Source organism: Enterobacter sp. 50793107 (assembly GCF_001463365.1).
Classification (GTDB): domain Bacteria; phylum Pseudomonadota; class Gammaproteobacteria; order Enterobacterales; family Enterobacteriaceae; genus Enterobacter; species Enterobacter cloacae.
This window is the reverse complement of record NZ_LNII01000014.1, coordinates 76,875-97,470: the sequence shown is the minus strand read 5'-3', so window position 1 is coordinate 97,470 and position 20,596 is coordinate 76,875. Positions and strand designations below refer to the sequence as shown.

Below are 20,596 nucleotides of genomic sequence, written 5' to 3'. Positions count from 1 at the left end.
ACCAGGAATTTATCATGAAAATTGTAAGGGAGGCGCTGGCCGGAACGCAGGAGTCCAGCGACCTGATGGTGAAAATTGCTCCCGCTCACGGCGAGCTGGAGATAGTCATCCACAGTGAAGTGATTAAGCAGTTTGGCGAGCAAATTCGCCAGGTGGTCAACGAGACATTGCGCGCCATGAACGTGCACCAGGGACTTATCATTATTGAAGACAAAGGGGCGCTGGACTGTGTGATCCGCGCCCGCCTGCAAAGTGCGCTTCTGCGTGCTGCCGATGAACAGGCCATTAACTGGGGGGCGCTGAAATGAGCAAACTCCGCCGCAGTATGTTGTTCCTGCCGGGCGCCAACGCCGCCATGCTTTCAACCGCGTTTATCTACCGTCCAGACTCCATCATGTTTGACCTTGAAGATGCCGTTGCTCTGCGCGAGAAAGACACCGCGCGAATGCTGGTGTTCCACGCCCTGCAGCACCCGATGTATCAGGACATCGAAACCGTGGTGCGCATAAACCCGCTGAGCACGCCGTTTGGCTTGCTGGATCTGGAAGCCGCCGTGTGTGCCGGCGTGGACGTGATCCGCCTGCCGAAAACCGACACCCCGGACGACATCTACGAGCTGGAAGGCCACCTTGAGCGTATCGAGCAGGAGTGCGGGCGCGAGGTTGGTTCCACCCGCGTGATGGCGGCGATTGAATCGGCCATTGGCGTTATCAACGCCGTGGCGATTGCCCGCAGCTCGCCGCGCTTGATTGGTATTGCACTGGCCGCCTTTGACTACGTGATGGACATGCAGACCGAGCGCGGCGACGGCACCGAGTTGTTCTACGCCCGCTGCGCCGTGCTGCACGCCGCCCGCGCGGCAGGCATCGACGCCTTCGACGTGGTGTGGTCAGACGTTAACGATGAGGCCGGATTCCTGCGCGAGGTCGATCTGATCCGCAAGATGGGCTTTAACGGCAAATCGCTGATCAACCCGCGCCAGATAGACCTGCTGCATAACGCCTACGCGCCGACCCAGGAAGAGGTGGATCACGCCCTTCGGGTGATTGAAGCGGCAGAAGAGGGCGAACGTAACGGCCTTGGCGTGGTGTCGCTCAACGGCAAGATGGTGGATGCACCGATTATTAACCACGCGCAGGTGGTGCTCGAACGCGCGGCGGCTTCCGGCGTGCGTCGGTAAGGATGACACAATGAACCAGACAGAACTTCTCCATGTGAATTTTCCCCATCTGCGGGAGTTAAAACCGTTTGATACCGCCCACAGCGCCACGCCGTGGCTGGCGGACAGCGACGCGAAACACAGCCGCAAACTCTGCGCCTCCATTGAAGAGGCGGTGAGGCGTAGCGGCCTGAAGGACGGAATGACCATCTCCTTCCACCACGCGTTTCGTGAAGGCGACCGGGTGATCAACACCGTCGTGGCGCTGCTGGCGCGGATGGGCTTCAAAAACCTGACCCTCGCCTCCAGCTCGCTGATGACCTGCAACGACGCGCTGATCGAGCATATAGCAAGCGGGGTGATCGCCCGGATCTACACCTCCGGCATGCGTGGCAAGCTGGCGGATGCCATCTCCCACGGGCTGATGAACGAGCCGGTACAAATTCACTCTCACGGCGGGCGCGTAAAGCTGCTGCAGGACGGTGAGCTGAACATTGACGTGGCGTTTCTTGGCGTGCCGTGCAGCGATGAGTTTGGTAACGCCAACGGCACGCACGGGAAATCGTGCTGCGGCTCGCTGGGCTACGCGATGGTGGACGCCCATTTTGCCCGCAAGGTGGTGTTGTTGACGGAAGCGCTGGTGCCGTTCCCCAATATGCCTGCCAGCCTGGTACAGGATCAGGTGGACTACATCGTGCAGGTGGAGAGCGTGGGCGATCCGGCAAAAATCAGCGTCGGCGCGGCGCGCGTCACCAGCAATCCGCGCGAGCTGATGATTGCCCGCTATGCGGCGGATGTGATTGAGCACTCCGGCTATTTTAAACCGGGCTTCTCGATGCAGACCGGCTCTGGCGCGGCGGCCACCGCCTGCACCCGCTTTATGGAAGAGAAGATGGAGCGCAGCGGCGTGAAGGCACGCTTTGCGCTGGGTGGCATCACCGGCAGCCTGGTGGATCTGCACGAGAAGGGGCTGATTGAAAAGCTGCTCGATACCCAGTGCTTCGACGGCCAGGCGGCGGCCTCGCTGGCGCGCAACCCGAACCACGTGGAGATCTCCACTAACGTCTACGCCAACCCCGGCAGTAAGGCGGCAAGCTGCGACCAGCTCGACGTAGTGATCCTCAGCGCGCTGGAGATTGACGTCGATTTCAACGTTAACGTCATTACCGGCTCCGATGGCGTGATGCGCGGCGCGTCCGGCGGGCACTGCGACGTGGCCGCCGCGGCGAACCTGACCATCGTCGTTGCGCCGCTGCTGCGCAGCCGCATTCCGACGGTGGTGAAACGCGTTACCACACGCCTTACGCCGGGCGAAAGCATCGACGTGCTGGTCACCGATCACGGCATTGCGGTCAACCCGGCGCGCCCGGAGATCCGCGAACGCCTCATGGAAGCAGGGCTGAAGGTTGTGGATATCAACGCCCTCTATGAGCGGGCAATTTCGCTGACAGGCGTACCGAAACCAATTGAGTTCACAGACAAAATTGTCGGGGTGATCCGCTACCGCGACGGCAGCGTGATCGACACCGTTCGACAGGTAAAGGAGTGAATATGACCATTGCGACACCCGTGCGGGCGGGTGTCAGCCTGGACGCGCTGCTGGCGGCGAAAGAGCGCCGCGCAGCCCGTCAGGCTGACTGGCTTACGCACTATCAACAACCGGTGATCTCCCTCACGCTGGTAACACCCGGGGAGATCAAAGAGAGCCTGCGCTATCGCAACACCATGGGCGTGGCGTTACAAATGTGCGACCAGCTATTGTGGGAAAACCGTTGGCAGGTGCTGGACCGCCAGGTGCTGTGGCTCCCGACCGGGCCCGAAGCGCTGTGGTGTGTGGCCCATCCCGCGGCAGAAATCAAAGCCCACTGTGCGGAGCTGGAGCAGACGCACCCGCTTGGCAGGCTGTGGGATCTGGATGTGATTTGCCCTGAAAACGGCCAGGTTGGACGTCAGTCGCTGGGCTCCTATCTCAGACGCTGCCTGATTTGTGATGAACCGGCCCACGCCTGTTCCCGTTCGCGCAAACATCCTGTGGAGCAGGTGGTGGCGCGCGTGGAGAAGATGATCGATGACTGGTTTGCTCGCGACTAAACCGCGCCCGCTTAACGTCCCCGCGCTTGCCGCAGAGGCGCTGTGGCAGGAGCTGGCGCTGACACCGAAACCGGGGCTGGTGGACAGGCTCAATAACGGCTCCCATCGCGATATGGATCACGCGCTGTTTGTCCGCAGCATTATGGCGATTACGCCGTGGTTTTCGCGCTTTGCTGAGTTGGGTAACACGCATGCCGATAAACCCGCAGGCGAACAGTTACGGCTCCTCCGCCCGATGGGGATGGCCTGTGAGCAGGCGATGTATGCCGCGACGAACGGGGTGAACACGCACAAAGGGGGCATTTTTGCCCTTGGTTTACTCTGCTTCGCCGCCGGGCGTGTGAAAAATATCTCCGCAGAAAGCCTCTGTTGTGAGGTGAGTAACATCTGCCACGGGCTGGTTTCGCGGGAGCTGGCCGAACGCAGCGGGCAGGCGACGGCGGGGGAGCGGCAGTTCCGGCAGTACGGCTTAACCGGCGCGCGCGGCGAGGCGGAGAGTGGTTTTGCGACGGTGCGTAAAGCGCTGGGGCAGTGGAACGGACATTCACTTCACGGCCTGCTGTTACGCCTGATGGCAATCAATCAGGACAGCAATCTGGTGTCGCGCGGCGGCATTGAGGGGCTGGGCTACGTTCAGGACTATGCGCGGGAACTGCTGGCTGACGGCTGGGATGGTGAAGCGTTGCGTAGAATGGATAACGCATTAATTGAACGCAACCTGAGCCCGGGCGGCAGCGCGGATTTGCTGTCGGTGGGGTGGGTGCTTGCTGCAATAAAATAGCCGGGTGGCGGCTTCGCCTACCCGGCACAATAATCAATGCGCGACTGGCTGTGCGCCGTGCGGTTCGCGTACATGCTTGTACTGGAACAGCACGATAAACGCGAAGAACAGCACCAGCGAGTATGCGGCGAAGATAAGCCACACTGGCTGCCAGTCGGTAATGCCGTTGGTGGTATACATCTCAACCACTTTACCGCTCACCACACCGCCCAGGATACAGCCGAAGCCGTTGGTCATCATCAGGAACATACCCTGTGCGCTGGCGCGGATTTCAGGTTTCACCTCTTTTTCCACAAACACCGAACCGGAGATGTTGAAGAAGTCGAAGGCGCAGCCGTAAACAATCATCGACAGAACCAGCAGCACGGTGCCGAACGGGCTTGGATCACCGTAGGCGAACAGGCCGAAGCGCAGCATCCACGCGGCAATACTGATCAGCATGACGTTCTTGATGCCGTAGCGGCTCAGGAAGAACGGGATGGTCAGGATGAACAGCGTCTCAGAGATCTGCGAGATGGACATCATTACCGACGCATGCTCAACGATAAAGCTGCCTGAGAACAGCGGGTTATTATCGAAGCTGTGCAGGAAGGTATTGCCGAACATGTTGGTGATTTGTAGTTCCGCGCCCAGCAGCATGGAGAAGATAAAGAAGATCGCCATGCGTTTGTTTTTAAACAGCGCGAAGGCGTCCAGGCCAAGCATGGTGCTCCAGCTCTGGTTTTTCTGCTGGTTAGATACCGGAATATGCGGCAGCGTCAGGGTAAACAGTGCCAGCACCACGGAGAGCGCCGCACCGATGTAGAGCTGCATATGGCTCAGTTCAAAGCCCGCGAAGCTCACGCCCCACATTGCCATAATAAAACCGATGGTGCCCCAGATACGGATAGGCGGGAAGTCGGTCACGATATCCATATCGGCGGATTTCAGGCGGTAGTAGGAGATGGTGTTGATCAGCCCAAGCGTTGGCATGTAGGCCAGCGAGTTAAGCAGGATCACCATAAACATCGCCCCCGGCGTGGTGACCTGGGCTGCCATAAACAGCGTGCCCGCGCCCACCAGGTGGCAAAGCATGTACAGCCATTTCGCACTCAACCATTTATCCGCCACGATCCCCAGCAGCGTTGGCATAAAGACCGCCGCGATACCCAGCGAGCTGTAGACGGCACCGATTGACGCACCATCGAACTTGAGCGTCACAAACATATAGGAGCCGAGTGTAGTCAGCCAGCTACCCCACAGGCAGAACTGCAGAAACGACAATATTTTAAGCTGCAGCTTAAGGTTCATGTTACTTTCCTCACAAGTGAGCGGGAGATATGTTGTTATAGGAACATTCAGGGTTGTTATTTGATGCAATTCTATCAGTTGGCAACGATATGTTTTGTTACCTCCCGCAAAAAAATGCAATCCACATTAATTTGCAGTTTGGATTGTGATGCAAATAACATTTTCGTATGGGTGGGGTGAGATGGGGTAGGTGCGGCCTGATGCCCCCTCACCCTAACCCTCTCCCAAAGGGAGAGGGAACTTGAATACCCTCTCCCTTTGGGAGAGGGCAGGGTGAGGGGTGTTATTTTCTAGCGGCGACGATAGTTCTTCTGCGCCGTATTCACCTTATACAGATAACGACGGGATTCCGCAGACGGATGGCGGGTGGTGAGGGTGGCGTAGACATCCCCCGGCGCCATGCTGTTGATGATATTTGCGGCCTGCACTTTGTCATTCGAGAAGACACGCAGCACGCTGCCTGCACCGCCGTTGTACGCGGTAATGACCGCATAACGACGTGAGGTTGGGTTATCAATCCCGCCCAGATAGACATTATTCAGCATCGCCAGATAGGCCGTACCGGTATCAATGTTGCTTTGCGGGTCAAACAGATAGCTACGGCTCGGCGTGCCGGATTTCCCCTGTGCGCGGAACACGTCTTTACCGGCGCTGTGCTGGACAACCTGCATCAGCCCCAGCGCGTCGGAACGGCTCACGGCGTACGGGTTAAAGGACGATTCGGTCTGCATGATCGCCAGGATCAGCGACTCATCCACGCCATATTTACGTGACGCCTGACGCACCATGCCCAGATACTTATGCGCACGCTTGTCGAGGTGGTTCGGCACCAGGTTAATTGTGACGCTATAAATCACTTTCAGGCCGTTGGTGCGGCTTTTCAGACGCGTTTGCAGCAGATAGTCGGCGAATTTCGTGGCGCGGCCTTCCCAGCGGATTGGCTGACCGGTCTGGTCCACGACCTGACCGTACAGGAACGGCTCTTTAGAAATGGTAATGTCGTCAGCGTCGGAGTAGAGATCGATTGAACCCGGATCGTCGCCCATCAGCAGGGTTTTGATAATGGCCTGCCGTAAATGCGCCGCAGGGTCAGTTCCCGCGATGGTTTCAACCGTGATCGTACCGTCATCGAAGTTGATGTGGCTACGGGTCTGGTAGGCGTCGGTGTACTTAACGTAATCCTTAGGTCCGGCGATAAGAACTTCGTTAAATCCCCATATGTTCTCGATGTTGTGGGCAAACTGCCCCATCAAAATATCAAAACCGTTGGTGTCCTTAACCCAGGCTTCATTGTATTCATCGCCTTTTTTGGATGAACACGAGACAAGCAACGGCGCAACAAGGGCTAGCGCTAAAATTTTTTTCATCATTCCGGGAGTGCGTGTTGTGTTTGCTTGAACGGCGGGGTTTCCCCCGCGCGCTGTTATTTTTCCGGCGGCGTATAACCTTCGATGTGGACGTCTTTACCTTCGAACAGGAAGTTCACCATCTCCTGCTCCAGCAGCTTGCGGTGTTCCGGGTTCATCATGCTGAGTTTTTTCTCGTTAATCAGCATGGTCTGTTTTTTCTGCCACTGTCCCCAGGCTTCTTTGGAGATCTCGTTATAAATGCGCTTACCCAGTTCGCCCGGATAGAGCTGGAAGTCCTGGCCTTCAGCGTCGCGCTGCAGGAAAGTACAAAAAATGGTTCTGGCCATACTCATTCCTCTTTTTTAGCCGATGCTAAACCATTGCACCGGCACGTAATTGTTGTAACAGGCGCTCCACGGGAGCCGCCAGCCCGACTGATGGCGGTTGCGCTAAGTTATACCAGAGAGCGGTGCCTTCATCCATGCACGAGGCAACGGAGGACACGGGAAGCCACATCGGCACAATATCCAGATGGAAATGGCTGAAAGTGTGGCGAAACGTGGTCTGCTGCGTCAGGTTATCGGCAGCAATGCCGCGCTGTTTAAGCCAGGCCCGGAGCGTGGCTTCATCTTCAAACTGTGGGAAGCAGTATAGACCACCCCAGAGGCCGCTCGGCGGGCGCTGCGCCAGAAAGACCTCGTCCCCGTGCTGCATCAACAGCATGTAACCGGTGCGCTCCGGCAGCGTCTGCTTCGGCTTTTTACCGGGATACTGCGCCCATGAATGGTTTGCGTACGCCACGCACAGGTTATTGAGCGGGCAGAGCTCGCATTTTGGTTTCGAGCGCGTGCAGACCATCGCACCGAGATCCATCATCGCCTGGTTAAACCGCTCCACGCCCTTTGCCGGGGTCACCGCTTCGCTGATCTCCCACAGCCGCTTTTCGACCTCTTTTTTCCCCGGCCAGCCGTCAACCGCATAGCAACGTGCCAGCACGCGCTTCACGTTACCGTCAAGGATCGGGAAATGTTTGCCGAGGGACAGTGAGAGGATGGCACCCGCGGTGGATCGTCCGACACCGGGTAAATCCGCCACCTCGTCGAAGGTTTCCGGGAATTTACCGTTGTGGCGCGTCGCGACCTGCTGTGCGGCTTTGTGCAGATTGCGCGCGCGGGCGTAATAGCCAAGCCCTGTCCACAGGTGCAGCACCTCATCTAACGGCGCGTTGGCCAGATCGGTTACCGTGGGAAAGCGCGCCATAAAACGCTCAAAGTAAGGGATCACCGTGGCAACCTGCGTTTGTTGCAACATCACTTCGGAGAGCCATACTTTGTAAGGCGTTTTTTCAATTTGCCAGGGCAGGGTTTTACGCCCGTATTTGTCGTACCAGTCCAGCACCTGGGCTGAAAATTGAGAGGCTTGCATGGTCATCGATTCGTATAATCAGGGACGCCGATTGCAGCACAGCGTCAATCTGCTGTAAACCGGATCTTTCCCATGCTTGCATAGAAGCCTTAACTTTGGATAATGCCCGTTTCCCGAACATTCTCACAAGCAGACAACTCTTTTATGAAAAACGACGTCATTTCACCGGAATTTGATGAAAACGGTCGCCCGCTGCGCCGTATTCGCAGCTTTGTCCGCCGTCAGGGTCGCCTGACAAAAGGGCAGCAACACGCGCTGGACAACTACTGGCCGGTGATGGGCGTTGAGTTCAGCGAGCAGCCGCTCGACTTTGCCGACCTGTTCGGTCGCGATGCGCCAGTGACCCTGGAGATCGGCTTTGGTATGGGCACCTCGCTGGTGACCATGGCGAAAGCCCGCCCGGAGCAGAACTTCCTCGGCATAGAAGTGCATTCCCCAGGCGTTGGCGCGTGTCTGGCCACCGCCCACGAAGAGGGGGTCGAGAACCTGCGCGTCATGTGTCACGACGCGGTAGAAGTGCTGCACAAAATGATTCCTGACAATTCTTTGAACATGGTTCAGCTCTTTTTCCCTGACCCGTGGCACAAAGCACGTCATAATAAGCGCCGTATCGTTCAGGCGCCGTTTGCTGAGCTGGTAAAAAGTAAGCTGAAATTGGGCGGTGTCTTCCATATGGCGACCGACTGGGAACCGTATGCGGAACATATGCTGGAAGTGATGTCGTCTCTGGACGGGTATAAAAACCAGTCAGAGAGCAACGACTATGTACCGCGTCCGGAATCGCGTCCGGTAACGAAATTTGAACAGCGTGGCCATCGTCTTGGTCACGGCGTATGGGACTTAATGTTCGAGAGGGTGAAATAATGGCAAAGAATCGTAGCCGTCGTCTGCGTAAAAAGATGCACATCGAAGAATTCCAGGAAGTGGGCTTCTCCGTTGCCTGGCGTTTCCCGGAAGGCACCAGCGTTGAGCAGATCGATCAGGACGTTGATGCGTTCATCAACGAGGTGATCGAGCCAAACAAGCTGGCCTTCGACGGTAGCGGCTATCTGGCGTGGGAAGGTCTTATCTGCACCCAGGAAGTGGGTAAATGCACCGAAGAACATCAGGCGCTGGTACGTAAATGGCTTGAAGACCACAAACTGGAAGATGTCCGCGTCAGCGAACTTTTCGACGTTTGGTGGGACTAATAAAGAAGTCAGGGGCCAGCATTAGCTGGCCCATTTTGTCTGAGGGAGTGTTAAAGATGCGCAAAACGTTGCTGGCTGTTGTCTTAATGGCAACCGGATTCACCGCCCATGCGGAGTATAAATGTAGCGTCACCCCGCGTGATGACGTGGTGTTAAGTCCGCAAACCGTTCAGGTTAAAGGTGAGAACGGCAATCTGGTCATCACGCCGCAGGGTGATGTCACGTTCAATGGCAAACAGTACAACCTGACCGCCGCGCAGCGTGAGCAGGCCAGAGACTACCAGGCCGATTTGCGTACTGCGCTGCCGTGGATTGACGAAGGCGCCCTGACCCGCGTTGAAAAAGGCCGCGTCGCGCTGGACAAGATCATTACCAAAGAGGTGGGTGAGAGCAGCAACATGCGCACCCGCCTGACGAAGCTCGACAAACAGCTGAAAGAGCAGATGAACCGGATTATCGAGCATCGTACCGACGGCCTGACCTTCCACTACAAAGCGATTGATCAGGTGCGTGCTGACGGCCAGCAGCTGGTGAATCAGGCCATGGGCGGCATCCTGCAGGACAGCATTAACGAGATGGGCGCCAAAGCGGTACTGAAAGGCGGCGGTAACCCGCTGCAGGGCGTGCTGGGTAGCCTGGGCGGTCTGCAGACCTCGATTCAGAACGAGTGGAAGAATCAGGAAGCCGATTTCCAGCAGTTCGGTAAAGACGTGTGTAAACGCGTGGTGTCGCTGGAAGATAGCAGGAAGGCGCTGGTGGGGACGTTGAAGTAGCCCCTCTGCGCGCAGGGCCCCTCACCCCAGCCCTCTCCCCATGGGAGAGGGTGTAATCGTTCCCTCTCCCTGTGGGAGAGGGTTAGGGTGAGGGCATCAGGCTCTGCAGTCGTTGAAGAATGATATGCAACACTTCCTCTTCGTTAACGCGAAACTCATTATTCCAGAACCGTACGACTTCCCATCCGTTGGTATTTAAAAACTCGGTACGATGCGAGTCATACTCCTCTTTTTCCTGATGTTGCCCCCCATCCAGCTCAACAATTAGCTTTGCCTTAAAGCAGGCAAAATCCACGATATACGCACCAATTGGCATCTGACGGCGAAACTTATACCCAAAGAAGCGACGACCTCTGAGCAAATACCAGAGGCGTATCTCTTCGGGTGTCATTTGTTTGCGGAGTTGTTTTGATTTTTCCATCCCCACACTCTGCCAGCCTTTCCCTTAGCTGGCAGAACAGGATGCAAAATCCTGAATCAGCCTTCAGATTCTTCGGCGAGGAACAGCTCAAGAAGGGAGTTTAAGAACAGTTTGCCGTGCTCGGTGATCTGCCAGTATTCCTCACATTCCGTGAGATACCCCTGTGCCAGCGCCTCGTCAATTTGTGGGCGAATCACGGTTTCCGGCAACCCGGTATAAAGGGCAAACTCTTTACGCGGCGCGGCTTCCAGCAGGCGGAAGCGGTTCATAAAGAACTCAAACGGCTTGTCCGCCGCCTCGACATCGTGCTGACGTTCGAGATAACGACCTTCCATATACCCGCGCGGATGGCGCGTTTTTGCGGTACGCAGGATACGCCCGTCAGGGAACGTCACTTTACCGTGCGCGCCGCAGCCAATGCCCAGATAGTCGCCAAAGCGCCAGTAGTTCAGGTTGTGCTGGCACTGGTAGCCCGGCTTCGCATAGGCCGACGTTTCGTACTGCTGATAGCCTGCGGCGGTCAACAGTTGATGGCCCTGCTCGAAGATATCCCACAGCGCATCGTCATCCGGCAGCACCGGCGGACGAGAGCCAAACAGCGTATTGGGCTCGATGGTCAGCTGATACCACGAAAGATGCGGCGGGTTCAGGGCAATCGCCTGACGCAAATCGTCCAGCGCCTCTTCCAGCGACTGATCCGGCAGGCCGTGCATCAGGTCGAGGTTAAAACTGCGCAGACCCAGCCCAGTAGCCAGCTTTGCCGCCCGCTTCGCCTCTTCCGGGCCGTGAATACGCCCCAGTCGTTTTAACTTCGGCTCGCTAAAGCTCTGCACGCCGATGGAAATCCGGTTCACGCCCGCCCGCTGATACTCGACAAAACGGTCGGCCTCAACGGTACCGGGGTTGGCTTCCATCGTAATTTCAGCATCCGCTGCCAGATTCAGGCGCGCACGCACGCCGTCCAGCAGCGTCTGCATCGCCGGGCCTGACAGCAGGCTCGGCGTACCGCCACCAATAAAAATGGTCTTCACTTCACGTCCCTGTGCGTAAGGTACATCGGCATCCAGGTCGGCCAGCAGATGTGCAACGTAATCATCGTGCGGCACTTCACCTTTCAGCGCATGCGAGTTGAAATCGCAGTACGGGCATTTCTGCACGCACCAGGGGATATGAATATAAAGACTCAGAGGCGGCAAATTAGCCATTACGCAGGGCTTCCAGTAACAGTTTCAGGGCGCGTCCTCGGTGGGAAATCGCGCTTTTCTCTTCGCGGGTCAGTTCCGCGGCGGTTTTGCCCTCAGTCGGGACAAAGAAAATCGGATCGTAGCCAAAGCCGCCGTTACCGGCGGCTTCACGGGTAATCACCCCCGGCCAGCTGCCGTGGCAGACGACAGGTGTGGGGTCTTCAGCGTGACGCATATAGACCAGCACGCAGTGGAACTGCGCGGTACGCTGTTCGTCTGGCACATCCTTCAGGGCGACAAGCAGCTTTTCCAGATTCTGCTGGTCGGTGGCGTCCACGCCTGAATAGCGGGCAGAGTAAATGCTCGGAGCACCGCCCAGAAAATCAACCGCCAGACCGGAATCATCGGCAATCGCGGGCAGGCCGGTGACCTGTGCGGCATGGCGTGCTTTCAGGATCGCGTTTTCGATAAACGTCAGGCCGGTCTCTTCGGCGGACTCCACGCCAAGCTCGGTCTGCGCCACCACATCCAGCCCAAAATCATTTAATAGCGAGGCCAGCTCGCGCACTTTACCGGCGTTGCCGGTAGCGAGAACAACTTTCTGCATCGTTTTATCCTGTTAAATCAGAGCCGCGACTTCCGTCGGGATGGATTGTGGATTAAGGATTTTTACCTGTTTATGCCGCCCAAGTTCACCCTTTTCTATGATGACCTGGCTTTTGGCAACGCGAAACTGTTTTGCCAGATATTTGGTCAGATGCGCATTTGCCTGGCCATCTACCGGTGGGGCGGTGATGGCGACTTTTAACTCGTCGCCATGCAGTCCAACAATATTGTCACGGCTGGCTTTCGGCTGAATATACAGCCGTAAAACCAGCCCATCAGTGCAGGTGCTTACTGCACTCATAGCGCCATCCACAGCCCCGGCAGCAGCATATCGCCCGTGGACTGTAACAGCTCGGCAATGCCCATATTAACGACATACAGCAGCAGAACCAGGATCATCGGGGAAAAGTCGATGCCGCCCATTGACGGGAGCAGGTTGCGGATAGGGCGCAGCAGTGGTTCCGCCAGCTGAATCAGTGCATATTCCACCGGGCTGCGGCCCTGGCTGACCCAACTCATGATGGCCATGACCAGCAGCACCCAGAAGATCAGCAGACCGATGGTTTTAATCAGGATCAGGACGGCAGCAATCCAGATGATCGGCTGGAAGGTGATGACCATAAACAGCACAATCGCTTTGATAACACTCAGAATAAACGCCACCAGCAGCGATGCGCTGTCAATGGGGCCCATCGCCGGAATAATACGGCGCAGCGGCCCCACAACAGGTTGGGTGATTTTCACGACAAACTGCGAGAACGGGTTATAAAAATCACAGCGGGCCCACTGCATCCAGACGCGCAGCAAAAGCGCCATCGTATACAGCTCAATGACCGTTGAGAGCAGGAAAGTCAACGTCTTCATGGCGTTCCTCAGGTTTCCTTATTATTGGGTGTAGTCGCGCGCACCGAAAATTGCCGTGCCGATGCGCACCATAGTGCTGCCTGCCGCGATGGCGGCTTCCATATCATCCGACATGCCCAGAGAAAGCGTGTCTACCGTTTCATAGCGCGCTTTAAGCGCCTCAAATGCTACAGCCATTTGCTGTGCCACGGCAAACTGCCTTTCATAACTTGACTCAGGCGCCGGGATTGCCATCAAACCGCGCAGGGTTAAGCGCGGCAGCGCGGCCACTTCAGCCGCCAGCGCATCCAGCTCGCTCAGCGCAATGCCGGACTTGCTGTTTTCATCACTGATGTTGATTTGAATCAGCACGTTAAGCGCGGGCATCTCCGCCGGGCGCTGATCGTTCAGACGTGTGGCAATGCGCAGACGGTCGATGGTATGGCACCAGTCAAAGTGCTCTGCCACCAGACGGCTTTTATTCGACTGCAGTGGGCCAATAAAGTGCCATTGCAGGCCGGTATTCCCCTGCTCCTGGAAGTAGCGAATTTTATCCACGCCTTCCTGCACGTAGTTTTCACCAAATGCACGCTGGCCTGCATCAATCGCTTCTGCGATGGCGCTCGCAGGCTTGGTTTTGCTCACTGCAAGTAACGTAATTTCTTCTGAAGCACGGCCGCAACGTGTTGCTGCGGCTGAGATTTTGTCCCGGACCTGTGCCAGGTTATGCGCAATGTTGTTCATTTTCCGAGGAGTAATGTATGGATGTGGAAGAAATTGTGGCCCTTAGTGTAAAGCATAATGTCTCCGATCTACACCTGTGCAGTGATTCGCCACCGCGCTGGCGCAGAGTAGGCCGCCTTGAACCGGCTCCCTTTCCCTCTCCCGATGTGGATGCGTTACTGAAAACGTGGCTCAACGATGAGCAGCAGGGGGCATGGTGGGCAAGCGGGCAGGTGGATTTTGCCGTGACCCTTACGGGAAACCAGCGCCTGCGCGCAAGCGCCTTTAAACAGATGAAGGGCAACTCCATCACGCTACGCCTGTTGCCCCGGGCCTGTCCGCAGCTCTCCGCCCTGGGGGTTCCCCGGGCTATCCCGGAACTCTTATCCCACGACAGCGGGCTGATACTGGTGACGGGGGCAACCGGCAGCGGCAAATCTACCACCCTTGCGGCAATGGTGGATTTTCTTAATCACCAGACGGATGGGCATATTCTGACGCTGGAAGATCCGGTGGAGTTTGTCTATCAGAGCGAACGTTGCCTGATTCAGCAGCGGGAGATCGGCCTGCACAGTCCCTCATTTGCCGAGGCGCTGCGCGCTGCGTTGCGTGAAGATCCGGATGTCATCCTGCTGGGAGAACTGCGCGACAGCGAAACGATCCGCCTGGCCCTGACGGCCGCTGAAACCGGGCATCTGGTGCTGGCGACGCTGCACACGCGCGGTGCCTCTCAGGCGATTGAACGGCTGGTCGATACGTTCCCGGCGCAGGAGAAAGACCCGGTGCGTAATCAGCTGGCCGGCAGCCTGCGAGCGGTGCTGGCGCAAAGACTGCTTCCCGACCTGCAGGGTGGGCGCGTCGCGCTGTATGAGCTGCTGGTGAATACGCCAGCGGCAGCGAACCTTATCCGCGAAGGTAAAACGTGGCAGTTGCCCGGGATTATTCAAACCGGTCAGCAGGCGGGGATGCAGAACTTTGACCAGAGCCTGGCAGAGCGACGGGCGCAGGGGCGGTTGTAGGCCCCGGCGCTCAGTAACCCTGTTCGAAATAGCTTTCGAGGATAATGACGGCAGAAGCCGAATCGACGCTGCCTTTGTTGAGTGCGCGGAAACCCCCGTGCTCAAACAGGCCGGCACGCGCTTCGACGGTACTCAATCGTTCGTCGTGGAGTTTCACGGAAACGCCAAAGCGACCGTGGATTTTATTGGCAAACTTACGCGCGCGGGCGGTAAGCGGCTGTTCAGTGCCATCCATGTTCAGCGGCAGACCGACAATCACATCGTCTGGCTGCCACTCTCTGAGCAGACGCTCAATGAGGTTCCAGTCCGGTGTGCCGTCGTTCGCCTTAAGGGCCGTGAGCGGGCGAGCGGTGCCGGTGATACGCTGGCCGACGGCGACGCCAATGCTTTTCGTGCCAAAGTCGAAGGCCAGAAGTGTGCCGCTCATTACGCGTGCCCCGCTACGCCTGGCATGGTCAGAATATCAATGCCAATCAGTTTCGCCGCATCACGCCAGCGATCGGCGATAGGGGTTTTAAACAGGATATTCATATCCGCAGGTGCGGTGAGCCAGGCGTTATCCAGGATCTCCTGTTCAAGCTGACCCTTCTCCCAAGAGGCGTAACCCAGAGCCACCAGCACTTCGGAAGGCTGCTCTGCGGTGCCCAGCGTTTCCAGCACATCGCGGGAGGTGGTGATTACCGTGTTGTCAGAGATACGAATACTGGAAGAGAAAATGGGCGGCGTATGCAGGATAAACCCGCGATCCTCTGCAAGGGGGCCACCCAGCATTACCGGTTTATCAAGACGGATTTCCGGCAGGCGCGCTTCAGCTGTAATTTTCAGCTTTTCCAGAATCCCTTCAACCTGCAGGTTTTCCAGCGGTTTGTTGATGATAATGCCCATCGCGCCGTCTTCATTGTATTCACAAATATAAACCACGGAGCGGCGGAAAATCGGGTCCTGGAGAGCAGGCATGGCAATAAGAAAGTGATGCTGTAAATTCATTGTCAGAGGTACTGTTTCCTGGTTTAAAAAGCGACAGCCCCAGTATGCGGACAAACCGGGGTGCTGTCACTAATAGTATTGGTAAGTTATTTCTGGAGACGTTTTTCGATGGCGTCCATCAGCATTCCGGTGATCGAGACCGGGAATTCCGCTTCAATTTCACGAATGCAGGTCGGGCTGGTAACGTTCACTTCGGTCAGACGATCGCCAATGATATCCAGGCCAACAAAGATCAGGCCTTTGGCTTTCAGCGTTGGGCCGACGCGGCGGGCAATTTCCCAGTCGCTTTCGGTTAACGGACGCGGTTCACCACGGCCACCGGCCGCCAGATTGCCACGGGTTTCGCCCCCCTGCGGGATACGTGCCAGGCAGTAAGGCACGGGTTCACCATCCACGATCAGGACGCGTTTATCGCCATCTTTAATCGCGGGCAGATAGTTCTGTGCCATGCAGTAACGCGTACCCAGTTCGGTCAGCGTTTCGGCAATCACGCCGATATTCGGGTCGCCTTCTTTTACGCGGAAAATAGACGCACCGCCCATGCCGTCCAGCGGCTTCATGATGATATCACCGTGCTTCTGCCAGAATGCCTTAAGCTGTGTTTTGCTGCGGGTCACCAGCGTTTCCGGCGTCAGATCGGAGAACCAGGCGGTGTAGAGCTTCTCGTTGCAGTCGCGCAGGCTCTGCGGTTTATTGACGATAAGCGTCCCTTTTTCTTCTGCGCGCTCAAGGATATAGGTGCAGTAGATGTATTCGGTGTCGAACGGAGGATCTTTACGCATCAGGATGACGTTGAGATCGGCGAGCGCAATATCCTGCTCGCTGCCGAATTCGTACCATTTGTCGTAATTCTGCTCGACGTTAACGATGCGGGTGCGTGCGCGGGCTTCACCGTTGATCAGATAAAGATCGTTCATCTCCATATAGTGGAGCTCATAGCCGCGACGCTGCGCTTCCAGCAGCATGGCGAAGCTGGAATCTTTCTTGATGTTAATGTTTGCGATGGGGTCCATCACGATGCCGAGCTTGATCATGTTCTTCTCCGTTAATGGGTCAACCCAGATCGCCAAACCGCACCTGTAGCGCGTTGATGGCTGTGAGTGCCGTTGTCTCAGTGCGCAGAACGCGAGGTCCCAACAGAATATCAGTAAACTGGTAACGCGCCGTCATGGCAATTTCATCTGCCGACAGGCCGCCTTCCGGGCCAATCAGCAGGCGTACACGCTCAACGGGCAGCGGCAACGTATTGATGCTGGAGCTGGCGCGCGGATGGAGATTAAGCTTGAGCCCGCTCTCCTCTTCTGCACACCAGTCTTCCAGGTCCATCGCCGGGCGGATCTCCGGAATACGGTTGCGGCCACTCTGTTCGCAGGCAGCAATGGCAATTTTCTGCCACTGCTGGATCTTCTTGTTCAGACGTTCTGCGTCCAGTTTAACGCCGCAGCGCTCAGAAAAAAGTGGCGTAATGAGGCTTACACCCAGTTCAATGGATTTCTGAATGGTGAACTCCATCTTTTCCCCGCGCGACATCACCTGGCCCAGATGAATGTGCAGCGGCGATTCACGGTCATCGATTTCGCCGCGTAGCACATTGACGTGCACGCTTTTTTTATCCGCCCGCGTAATTTCCGCGTCGAAAACCTGGTTGGAGCCGTCAAACAGCTGAATCGCCTGGCCTGCCCCCATGCGCAGCACGCGGCCAACGTGGTTGGCGGCATCGTCAGACAGGGCGATTTCGCGGCCAGCGGTAATCAGTTCAGGGTGATAGATGCGAGGAATACGCATAGTCAAAAATTCCATGTGTCATGCTGTGTAAGCGAATTGCCGCTAGTGTAGGTTAGCTCTTTTGCGCCTGGCAAGCCCGCTGGACGTAAGGGTTATGATTCCCCTGGACCCTGGCGATGCGTTCGTCGCGCTGACATTCCCACTCGGTGACCGGGTATTGTTTATTCCAGGCGTTAAACAGTTGTGTTTGCTGGCGGGAAAGGTTGAGGTTGTAACGATCGCGCATATAGAAGTACGTGCGGGCAATGCTGCCGCGTGCCCGGGCGGGTGGCTCAGCGACTTTCTCTTTAAAATCAACCTTCATACCGCACTGGCCATACTGACCTTCGCCACCGTTCCACTGGCTGTACATAAAGTTGCCGCGATCGCCATTGACTTCGCCAACCGCCGGCTGCAGGTTGTGCATATCGCTTTCCATCTGACGATAGACCGGATCTTTGGCGCAGTTTTTACGTCCGCCATCCTGCCAGCACTGGCGCTGGTGACCAAACTGCCATGCCGGAACCACATGTTCCCACTCGATGCGGCTGGCGCGGTTTTCGTTTTTACGCACCTTATAGCCGCAGGATTCAAGGTCAACGATCCCTTTTTTACCCTGCCAGTTAATTTTGCAGCCACAGTAGAAATCGCCCGGCACGTCGGCGTTGACCTTCACGCCTGCCGCTTTGGCCTGGGAAAAACTGTTGATACCGTCGGCCAGAGCCTGGCCGGAGAGGGCCGTTGTCAAAAAGGCAACCGCGAGAGAGAAATTACGGGACATCTTACACTCCGTGTCAAAACGAGCCCGCAACGTAGCGAAAGTTGTTCCGGTATGCAATCAGCCAGATCAGGAAAGTTCCTGAAAGTTCAGTTGGTTATTCTGCGACCAGTGGCTCGCCGCACTTCACGCAGCGGTAGGTTGCCTCGCCGCGTACCACACGATTATGGCGACGAACGGTGAGCTGATGCTGTTGGCACTGGCAGCGGTAAGGGAAGGTATTACGGCGTACCGATTCCAGTTCAAACTGATGAGTACGGCGTGCCGGAACGCCGAGCACCGCCTCCATCATCCATTTCCACTCTTTGCCATGCGGAGCCACGCGGCCGAAGTGTTTCCATACCAGAAGGTGTGCCAGTTCGTGCGGTACCACCTCCTCAATAAACGCCTGTTGATTTTCCATCATCAGAACCGGGTTCAGGCGGATCTCATAGGATTCCAGCCAGGCGGTACCCGCCGCGGTTCCTCGCTGCTGGTAGACGAGTTTCGGCTCCGGATAATTACGGCCGAGCTTCAGGTTGGCCTGGGCGAGTTTTTCCCGCAGGCTGCGCATAACGGCCTGCTGAATGGCGATGGGGAGACGGGGTGCTTTCATAGGGGCAGAGCATAAAGCGCGAAGCGGGGAGGCGCAAGAGGCGCCTCCCGCAAGAGGATTAGTCGTGTGCGCCGATTTCGCGCAGCGGACGACCTTTCATCAGGTTACGTTCAATGTGTTCCAGTGAAACGTGTTTGGTTTCAGGAACCAGCCAGACGGTGAGAACAATAAAGAACAGGTTCAGACCGGCGTAGACCCAGAAGGTGTTCGCATTACCCAGCGTGTTGAGCATGGTGAGGAACGTGGCACCGACGATCATATTGGCAATCCAGTTGGTCGCGGTAGAGCAGGTGATACCGAAATCACGCCCTTTCAGCGGCTGGATTTCAGAGCACAGCACCCAAATCAGCGGACCGGCACTCATTGCAAACCCGACGATAAACATCAGCAGCATACCTACCGCCAGGTACTGCGCGGTTGGAGAGTGAATGCCCATATGCATCATGGTACCGAGAATCCCCATACCGGCGGCCATCACCAGGAAGCCCAGAGTCAGCGTTGGCTTACGTCCCCAGCGGTCGACCAGACCGATGGCGATGAAAGTCGCCAGCACGTTGGTCAGCCCCACGATCACGGTGCCCCACATCTGCTCGGTGGTATTGGTATAACCCGCCAGTTCAAAGATTTTTGGCGCGTAATACATGATGACGTTCATCCCGGTGAACTGCTGCATTACCTGTAACAGCACGCCAAGGAACACCGCGCGGCGGAAGTTGCTGTTCTCTTTGAACAGTGCCCAGCCAGACTGTTTCACCTTCAGGCTTTCGCGGATCTCTTCCAGCTCGTTTTTCGCCTCTGCGCTGGTATCTCGCAGGCGTAAGAGTACCCGTTCAGCATCGTGGAAGCGGCGTTTGGCGGCAAACCAGCGCGGGCTGTCCGGCAGGAAGAATACGCCAATCAGCAGCAGAACGGCTGGAATGATGATCACGCCCAGCATCCAGCGCCATGCGCCGCTGTAGCTGAACGCGGTATCGGACAGGTAAGCGCCCAAAATACCGATGGTGATCATCAACTGGTACATCGAAATCATACTGCCGCGGATTTTCTCCGGCGCGATTTCTGACAGGTAAAGCGGCGCGGTATAAGACGCCACGCCCACGGCCAGCCCCAACAGCACGCGGGAAAGAATAAGCACTTCAACGTTAGGGGCGGCGGCAGAGAAGAGGGAACCGGCGACGAAGAGGATCGCGCCAATCATCAGGCTCTTTTTACGTCCCAGTTTGAAAGAGAGCCAGCCGCTGCCGACGGCCCCGACGGCCGCGCCAAACATCATGGAGCTGACCACCCATTCCTGGGTATGTGCGTTAATCTGGAATTCGTCTGCGATGAAGGGAAGAGCGCCGGCAATCACGCCGATATCCAGGCCAAAGAGTAATCCTGCCAGGGCGGCAAGGAAGCAGACGAAGAAAGTCATCGCCTTGTTGGACGTACGCCCCTGTTTATTATTGTCAGGCATTATGCCCTCCAGTTGGGTTATCAGTTTTATCGATGTTAAGGGTAGGTGAGCGACCCGTAAAAATATGTGAGACAAATCACAATGGTGTAATCGGTTACACTAAGCTGCAACCGTAAAAATAATTAAAGCTTTGAAAATATAGAGGTAAATTAATTGATGCGC

At 56.6% G+C, this 20,596-nt stretch carries 26 protein-coding genes; 9 read left to right on the top strand and 17 right to left on the bottom strand.

Annotated elements, in window-relative coordinates:
* The first annotated feature begins 14 nt into the window (after nt 1-14).
* The 5 genes from citD to citG are packed head-to-tail and all read left to right on the top strand — an operon-like array spanning nt 15 to nt 4,031.
* Nucleotides 15-308, top strand: coding sequence for a citrate lyase acyl carrier protein (gene citD / locus APU11_RS02875; RefSeq protein ID WP_013098682.1), 294 nt, complete (start codon nt 15-17; stop codon nt 306-308).
* A complete protein-coding gene (gene citE, locus APU11_RS02870) occupies nt 305-1,180 on the top strand; it encodes a citrate (pro-3S)-lyase subunit beta (RefSeq protein ID WP_045902702.1) in 876 nt (291 codons plus the stop codon). Before citD ends, citE begins: the two co-directional genes overlap by 4 nt.
* A gap of 10 nt (nt 1,181-1,190) precedes the next feature.
* A complete protein-coding gene (citF, locus tag APU11_RS02865) occupies nt 1,191-2,708 on the top strand; it encodes a citrate lyase subunit alpha (RefSeq protein ID WP_058650704.1) in 1,518 nt (505 codons plus the stop codon).
* A gap of 2 nt (nt 2,709-2,710) precedes the next feature.
* Nucleotides 2,711-3,250 (top strand): citrate lyase holo-[acyl-carrier protein] synthase, encoded by a 540-nt coding sequence (gene citX, locus APU11_RS02860; protein WP_058650703.1) that lies wholly within the window; start codon nt 2,711-2,713, stop codon nt 3,248-3,250.
* A complete protein-coding gene (gene citG / locus APU11_RS02855; protein WP_058650702.1) occupies nt 3,228-4,031 on the top strand; it encodes a triphosphoribosyl-dephospho-CoA synthase CitG in 804 nt (267 codons plus the stop codon). Before citX ends, citG begins: the two co-directional genes overlap by 23 nt.
* A gap of 33 nt (nt 4,032-4,064) precedes the next feature.
* On the opposite strand, the gene APU11_RS02850 is transcribed toward citG, so the two are convergent.
* From APU11_RS02850 to mutY, 4 genes are all read right to left on the bottom strand, one after another.
* On the bottom strand, nt 4,065-5,321 hold the full coding sequence (locus tag APU11_RS02850) for a nucleoside permease (protein WP_013098677.1): 1,257 nt from the start codon (nt 5,319-5,321) through the stop codon (nt 4,065-4,067).
* 290 nt (nt 5,322-5,611) lie between these two features.
* The gene (gene mltC / locus APU11_RS02845) at nt 5,612-6,688 is read right to left on the bottom strand and encodes a membrane-bound lytic murein transglycosylase MltC (protein WP_013098675.1); all 1,077 of its coding nucleotides are present in this window, start codon (nt 6,686-6,688) and stop codon (nt 5,612-5,614) included.
* A gap of 56 nt (nt 6,689-6,744) precedes the next feature.
* Nucleotides 6,745-7,017, bottom strand: a complete 273-nt coding sequence (locus APU11_RS02840) for an oxidative damage protection protein (RefSeq protein ID WP_013098674.1) — start codon at nt 7,015-7,017, stop codon at nt 6,745-6,747.
* A gap of 25 nt (nt 7,018-7,042) precedes the next feature.
* A complete protein-coding gene (mutY, locus tag APU11_RS02835) occupies nt 7,043-8,101 on the bottom strand; it encodes an A/G-specific adenine glycosylase (protein ID WP_040021718.1) in 1,059 nt (352 codons plus the stop codon).
* 138 nt (nt 8,102-8,239) lie between these two features.
* Between mutY and trmB the strand changes: the two genes are divergently transcribed.
* From trmB to APU11_RS02820, 3 genes are read left to right on the top strand one after another with little or no spacing between them, the layout of a single operon-like run.
* A complete protein-coding gene (gene trmB / locus APU11_RS02830; protein WP_020689542.1) occupies nt 8,240-8,959 on the top strand; it encodes a tRNA (guanosine(46)-N7)-methyltransferase TrmB in 720 nt (239 codons plus the stop codon).
* A complete protein-coding gene (locus APU11_RS02825) occupies nt 8,959-9,285 on the top strand; it encodes a YggL family protein (protein ID WP_003862421.1) in 327 nt (108 codons plus the stop codon). The genes trmB and APU11_RS02825 overlap by 1 nt, the downstream gene beginning before the upstream one ends.
* Nucleotides 9,286-9,341: 56 nt before the next feature.
* Entirely contained in the window at nt 9,342-10,058 is a 717-nt protein-coding gene (locus APU11_RS02820; protein ID WP_023621456.1) for a DUF2884 domain-containing protein, read from the top strand.
* Between the two features lie 82 nt (nt 10,059-10,140).
* On the opposite strand, the gene APU11_RS02815 is transcribed toward APU11_RS02820, so the two are convergent.
* From APU11_RS02815 to APU11_RS02790, 6 genes are read right to left on the bottom strand one after another with little or no spacing between them, the layout of a single operon-like run.
* Nucleotides 10,141-10,479, bottom strand: coding sequence for an endonuclease domain-containing protein (locus APU11_RS02815; RefSeq protein WP_038420556.1), 339 nt, complete (start codon nt 10,477-10,479; stop codon nt 10,141-10,143).
* 56 nt (nt 10,480-10,535) lie between these two features.
* Nucleotides 10,536-11,684, bottom strand: coding sequence for a radical SAM family heme chaperone HemW (hemW, locus tag APU11_RS02810; protein ID WP_038983534.1), 1,149 nt, complete (start codon nt 11,682-11,684; stop codon nt 10,536-10,538).
* Nucleotides 11,677-12,270, bottom strand: a complete 594-nt coding sequence (gene rdgB / locus APU11_RS02805) for an RdgB/HAM1 family non-canonical purine NTP pyrophosphatase (RefSeq protein ID WP_060578315.1) — start codon at nt 12,268-12,270, stop codon at nt 11,677-11,679. The genes hemW and rdgB overlap by 8 nt, the downstream gene beginning before the upstream one ends.
* 12 nt (nt 12,271-12,282) lie before the next feature.
* Entirely contained in the window at nt 12,283-12,570 is a 288-nt protein-coding gene (gene yggU, locus APU11_RS02800; RefSeq protein ID WP_020687057.1) for a DUF167 family protein YggU, read from the bottom strand.
* Nucleotides 12,567-13,133: a YggT family protein gene (locus tag APU11_RS02795; RefSeq protein ID WP_013098667.1), complete on the bottom strand. Its 567-nt coding sequence runs from the start codon at nt 13,131-13,133 to the stop codon at nt 12,567-12,569. The genes yggU and APU11_RS02795 overlap by 4 nt, the downstream gene beginning before the upstream one ends.
* Nucleotides 13,134-13,154: 21 nt before the next feature.
* Nucleotides 13,155-13,856 (bottom strand): YggS family pyridoxal phosphate-dependent enzyme, encoded by a 702-nt coding sequence (locus APU11_RS02790; RefSeq protein WP_020687058.1) that lies wholly within the window; start codon nt 13,854-13,856, stop codon nt 13,155-13,157.
* A gap of 17 nt (nt 13,857-13,873) precedes the next feature.
* On the opposite strand from APU11_RS02790, the gene APU11_RS02785 reads away from it, so the two are divergent.
* Nucleotides 13,874-14,854 (top strand): type IV pilus twitching motility protein PilT, encoded by a 981-nt coding sequence (locus APU11_RS02785; RefSeq protein WP_029883139.1) that lies wholly within the window; start codon nt 13,874-13,876, stop codon nt 14,852-14,854.
* A 10-nt stretch (nt 14,855-14,864) separates the two neighbouring features.
* Here APU11_RS02785 and ruvX read toward each other — a convergent pair whose 3' ends face one another.
* The 7 genes from ruvX to galP all read right to left on the bottom strand — a co-directional run bounded on the left by ruvX (nt 14,865) and on the right by galP (nt 20,434).
* Nucleotides 14,865-15,281 carry a Holliday junction resolvase RuvX gene (gene ruvX, locus APU11_RS02780; RefSeq protein WP_058650701.1) on the bottom strand — a complete coding sequence of 139 codons (417 nt, stop codon included), beginning with the start codon at nt 15,279-15,281 and terminating at the stop codon, nt 14,865-14,867.
* Nucleotides 15,281-15,841 (bottom strand): YqgE/AlgH family protein, encoded by a 561-nt coding sequence (locus APU11_RS02775; RefSeq protein ID WP_013098664.1) that lies wholly within the window; start codon nt 15,839-15,841, stop codon nt 15,281-15,283. The genes ruvX and APU11_RS02775 overlap by 1 nt, the downstream gene beginning before the upstream one ends.
* Before the next feature lie 86 nt (nt 15,842-15,927).
* On the bottom strand, nt 15,928-16,875 hold the full coding sequence (gshB, locus tag APU11_RS02770; RefSeq protein WP_023620782.1) for a glutathione synthase: 948 nt from the start codon (nt 16,873-16,875) through the stop codon (nt 15,928-15,930).
* Nucleotides 16,876-16,894: 19 nt separating this feature from the next.
* Nucleotides 16,895-17,626, bottom strand: coding sequence for a 16S rRNA (uracil(1498)-N(3))-methyltransferase (gene rsmE, locus APU11_RS02765; protein ID WP_060578314.1), 732 nt, complete (start codon nt 17,624-17,626; stop codon nt 16,895-16,897).
* A gap of 52 nt (nt 17,627-17,678) precedes the next feature.
* Entirely contained in the window at nt 17,679-18,386 is a 708-nt protein-coding gene (gene endA, locus APU11_RS02760) for a deoxyribonuclease I (protein ID WP_013098661.1), read from the bottom strand.
* A gap of 94 nt (nt 18,387-18,480) precedes the next feature.
* Nucleotides 18,481-18,978 (bottom strand): SprT family zinc-dependent metalloprotease, encoded by a 498-nt coding sequence (locus tag APU11_RS02755; RefSeq protein ID WP_003860035.1) that lies wholly within the window; start codon nt 18,976-18,978, stop codon nt 18,481-18,483.
* Nucleotides 18,979-19,036: 58 nt separating this feature from the next.
* Nucleotides 19,037-20,434 carry a galactose/proton symporter gene (gene galP / locus APU11_RS02750; protein WP_020687062.1) on the bottom strand — a complete coding sequence of 466 codons (1,398 nt, stop codon included), beginning with the start codon at nt 20,432-20,434 and terminating at the stop codon, nt 19,037-19,039.
* Nucleotides 20,435-20,596: the final 162 nt, after the last annotated feature.

Coding starts and splice junctions, on each gene's coding strand:
- citD (WP_013098682.1), top strand. CDS start 15: ATGAAAATTGTAAGGGAGGCGCTGGCCGGAACGCAGGAGTCCAGCGAC.
- citE (WP_045902702.1), top strand. CDS start 305: ATGAGCAAACTCCGCCGCAGTATGTTGTTCCTGCCGGGCGCCAACGCC.
- citF (WP_058650704.1), top strand. CDS start 1,191: ATGAACCAGACAGAACTTCTCCATGTGAATTTTCCCCATCTGCGGGAG.
- citX (WP_058650703.1), top strand. CDS start 2,711: ATGACCATTGCGACACCCGTGCGGGCGGGTGTCAGCCTGGACGCGCTG.
- citG (WP_058650702.1), top strand. CDS start 3,228: ATGACTGGTTTGCTCGCGACTAAACCGCGCCCGCTTAACGTCCCCGCG.
- APU11_RS02850 (WP_013098677.1), bottom strand. CDS start 5,321: ATGAACCTTAAGCTGCAGCTTAAAATATTGTCGTTTCTGCAGTTCTGC.
- mltC (WP_013098675.1), bottom strand. CDS start 6,688: ATGAAAAAAATTTTAGCGCTAGCCCTTGTTGCGCCGTTGCTTGTCTCG.
- APU11_RS02840 (WP_013098674.1), bottom strand. CDS start 7,017: ATGGCCAGAACCATTTTTTGTACTTTCCTGCAGCGCGACGCTGAAGGC.
- mutY (WP_040021718.1), bottom strand. CDS start 8,101: ATGACCATGCAAGCCTCTCAATTTTCAGCCCAGGTGCTGGACTGGTAC.
- trmB (WP_020689542.1), top strand. CDS start 8,240: ATGAAAAACGACGTCATTTCACCGGAATTTGATGAAAACGGTCGCCCG.
- APU11_RS02825 (WP_003862421.1), top strand. CDS start 8,959: ATGGCAAAGAATCGTAGCCGTCGTCTGCGTAAAAAGATGCACATCGAA.
- APU11_RS02820 (WP_023621456.1), top strand. CDS start 9,342: ATGCGCAAAACGTTGCTGGCTGTTGTCTTAATGGCAACCGGATTCACC.
- APU11_RS02815 (WP_038420556.1), bottom strand. CDS start 10,479: ATGGAAAAATCAAAACAACTCCGCAAACAAATGACACCCGAAGAGATA.
- hemW (WP_038983534.1), bottom strand. CDS start 11,684: ATGGCTAATTTGCCGCCTCTGAGTCTTTATATTCATATCCCCTGGTGC.
- rdgB (WP_060578315.1), bottom strand. CDS start 12,270: ATGCAGAAAGTTGTTCTCGCTACCGGCAACGCCGGTAAAGTGCGCGAG.
- yggU (WP_020687057.1), bottom strand. CDS start 12,570: ATGAGTGCAGTAAGCACCTGCACTGATGGGCTGGTTTTACGGCTGTAT.
- APU11_RS02795 (WP_013098667.1), bottom strand. CDS start 13,133: ATGAAGACGTTGACTTTCCTGCTCTCAACGGTCATTGAGCTGTATACG.
- APU11_RS02790 (WP_020687058.1), bottom strand. CDS start 13,856: ATGAACAACATTGCGCATAACCTGGCACAGGTCCGGGACAAAATCTCA.
- APU11_RS02785 (WP_029883139.1), top strand. CDS start 13,874: ATGGATGTGGAAGAAATTGTGGCCCTTAGTGTAAAGCATAATGTCTCC.
- ruvX (WP_058650701.1), bottom strand. CDS start 15,281: ATGAGCGGCACACTTCTGGCCTTCGACTTTGGCACGAAAAGCATTGGC.
- APU11_RS02775 (WP_013098664.1), bottom strand. CDS start 15,841: ATGAATTTACAGCATCACTTTCTTATTGCCATGCCTGCTCTCCAGGAC.
- gshB (WP_023620782.1), bottom strand. CDS start 16,875: ATGATCAAGCTCGGCATCGTGATGGACCCCATCGCAAACATTAACATC.
- rsmE (WP_060578314.1), bottom strand. CDS start 17,626: ATGCGTATTCCTCGCATCTATCACCCTGAACTGATTACCGCTGGCCGC.
- endA (WP_013098661.1), bottom strand. CDS start 18,386: ATGTCCCGTAATTTCTCTCTCGCGGTTGCCTTTTTGACAACGGCCCTC.
- APU11_RS02755 (WP_003860035.1), bottom strand. CDS start 18,978: ATGAAAGCACCCCGTCTCCCCATCGCCATTCAGCAGGCCGTTATGCGC.
- galP (WP_020687062.1), bottom strand. CDS start 20,434: ATGCCTGACAATAATAAACAGGGGCGTACGTCCAACAAGGCGATGACT.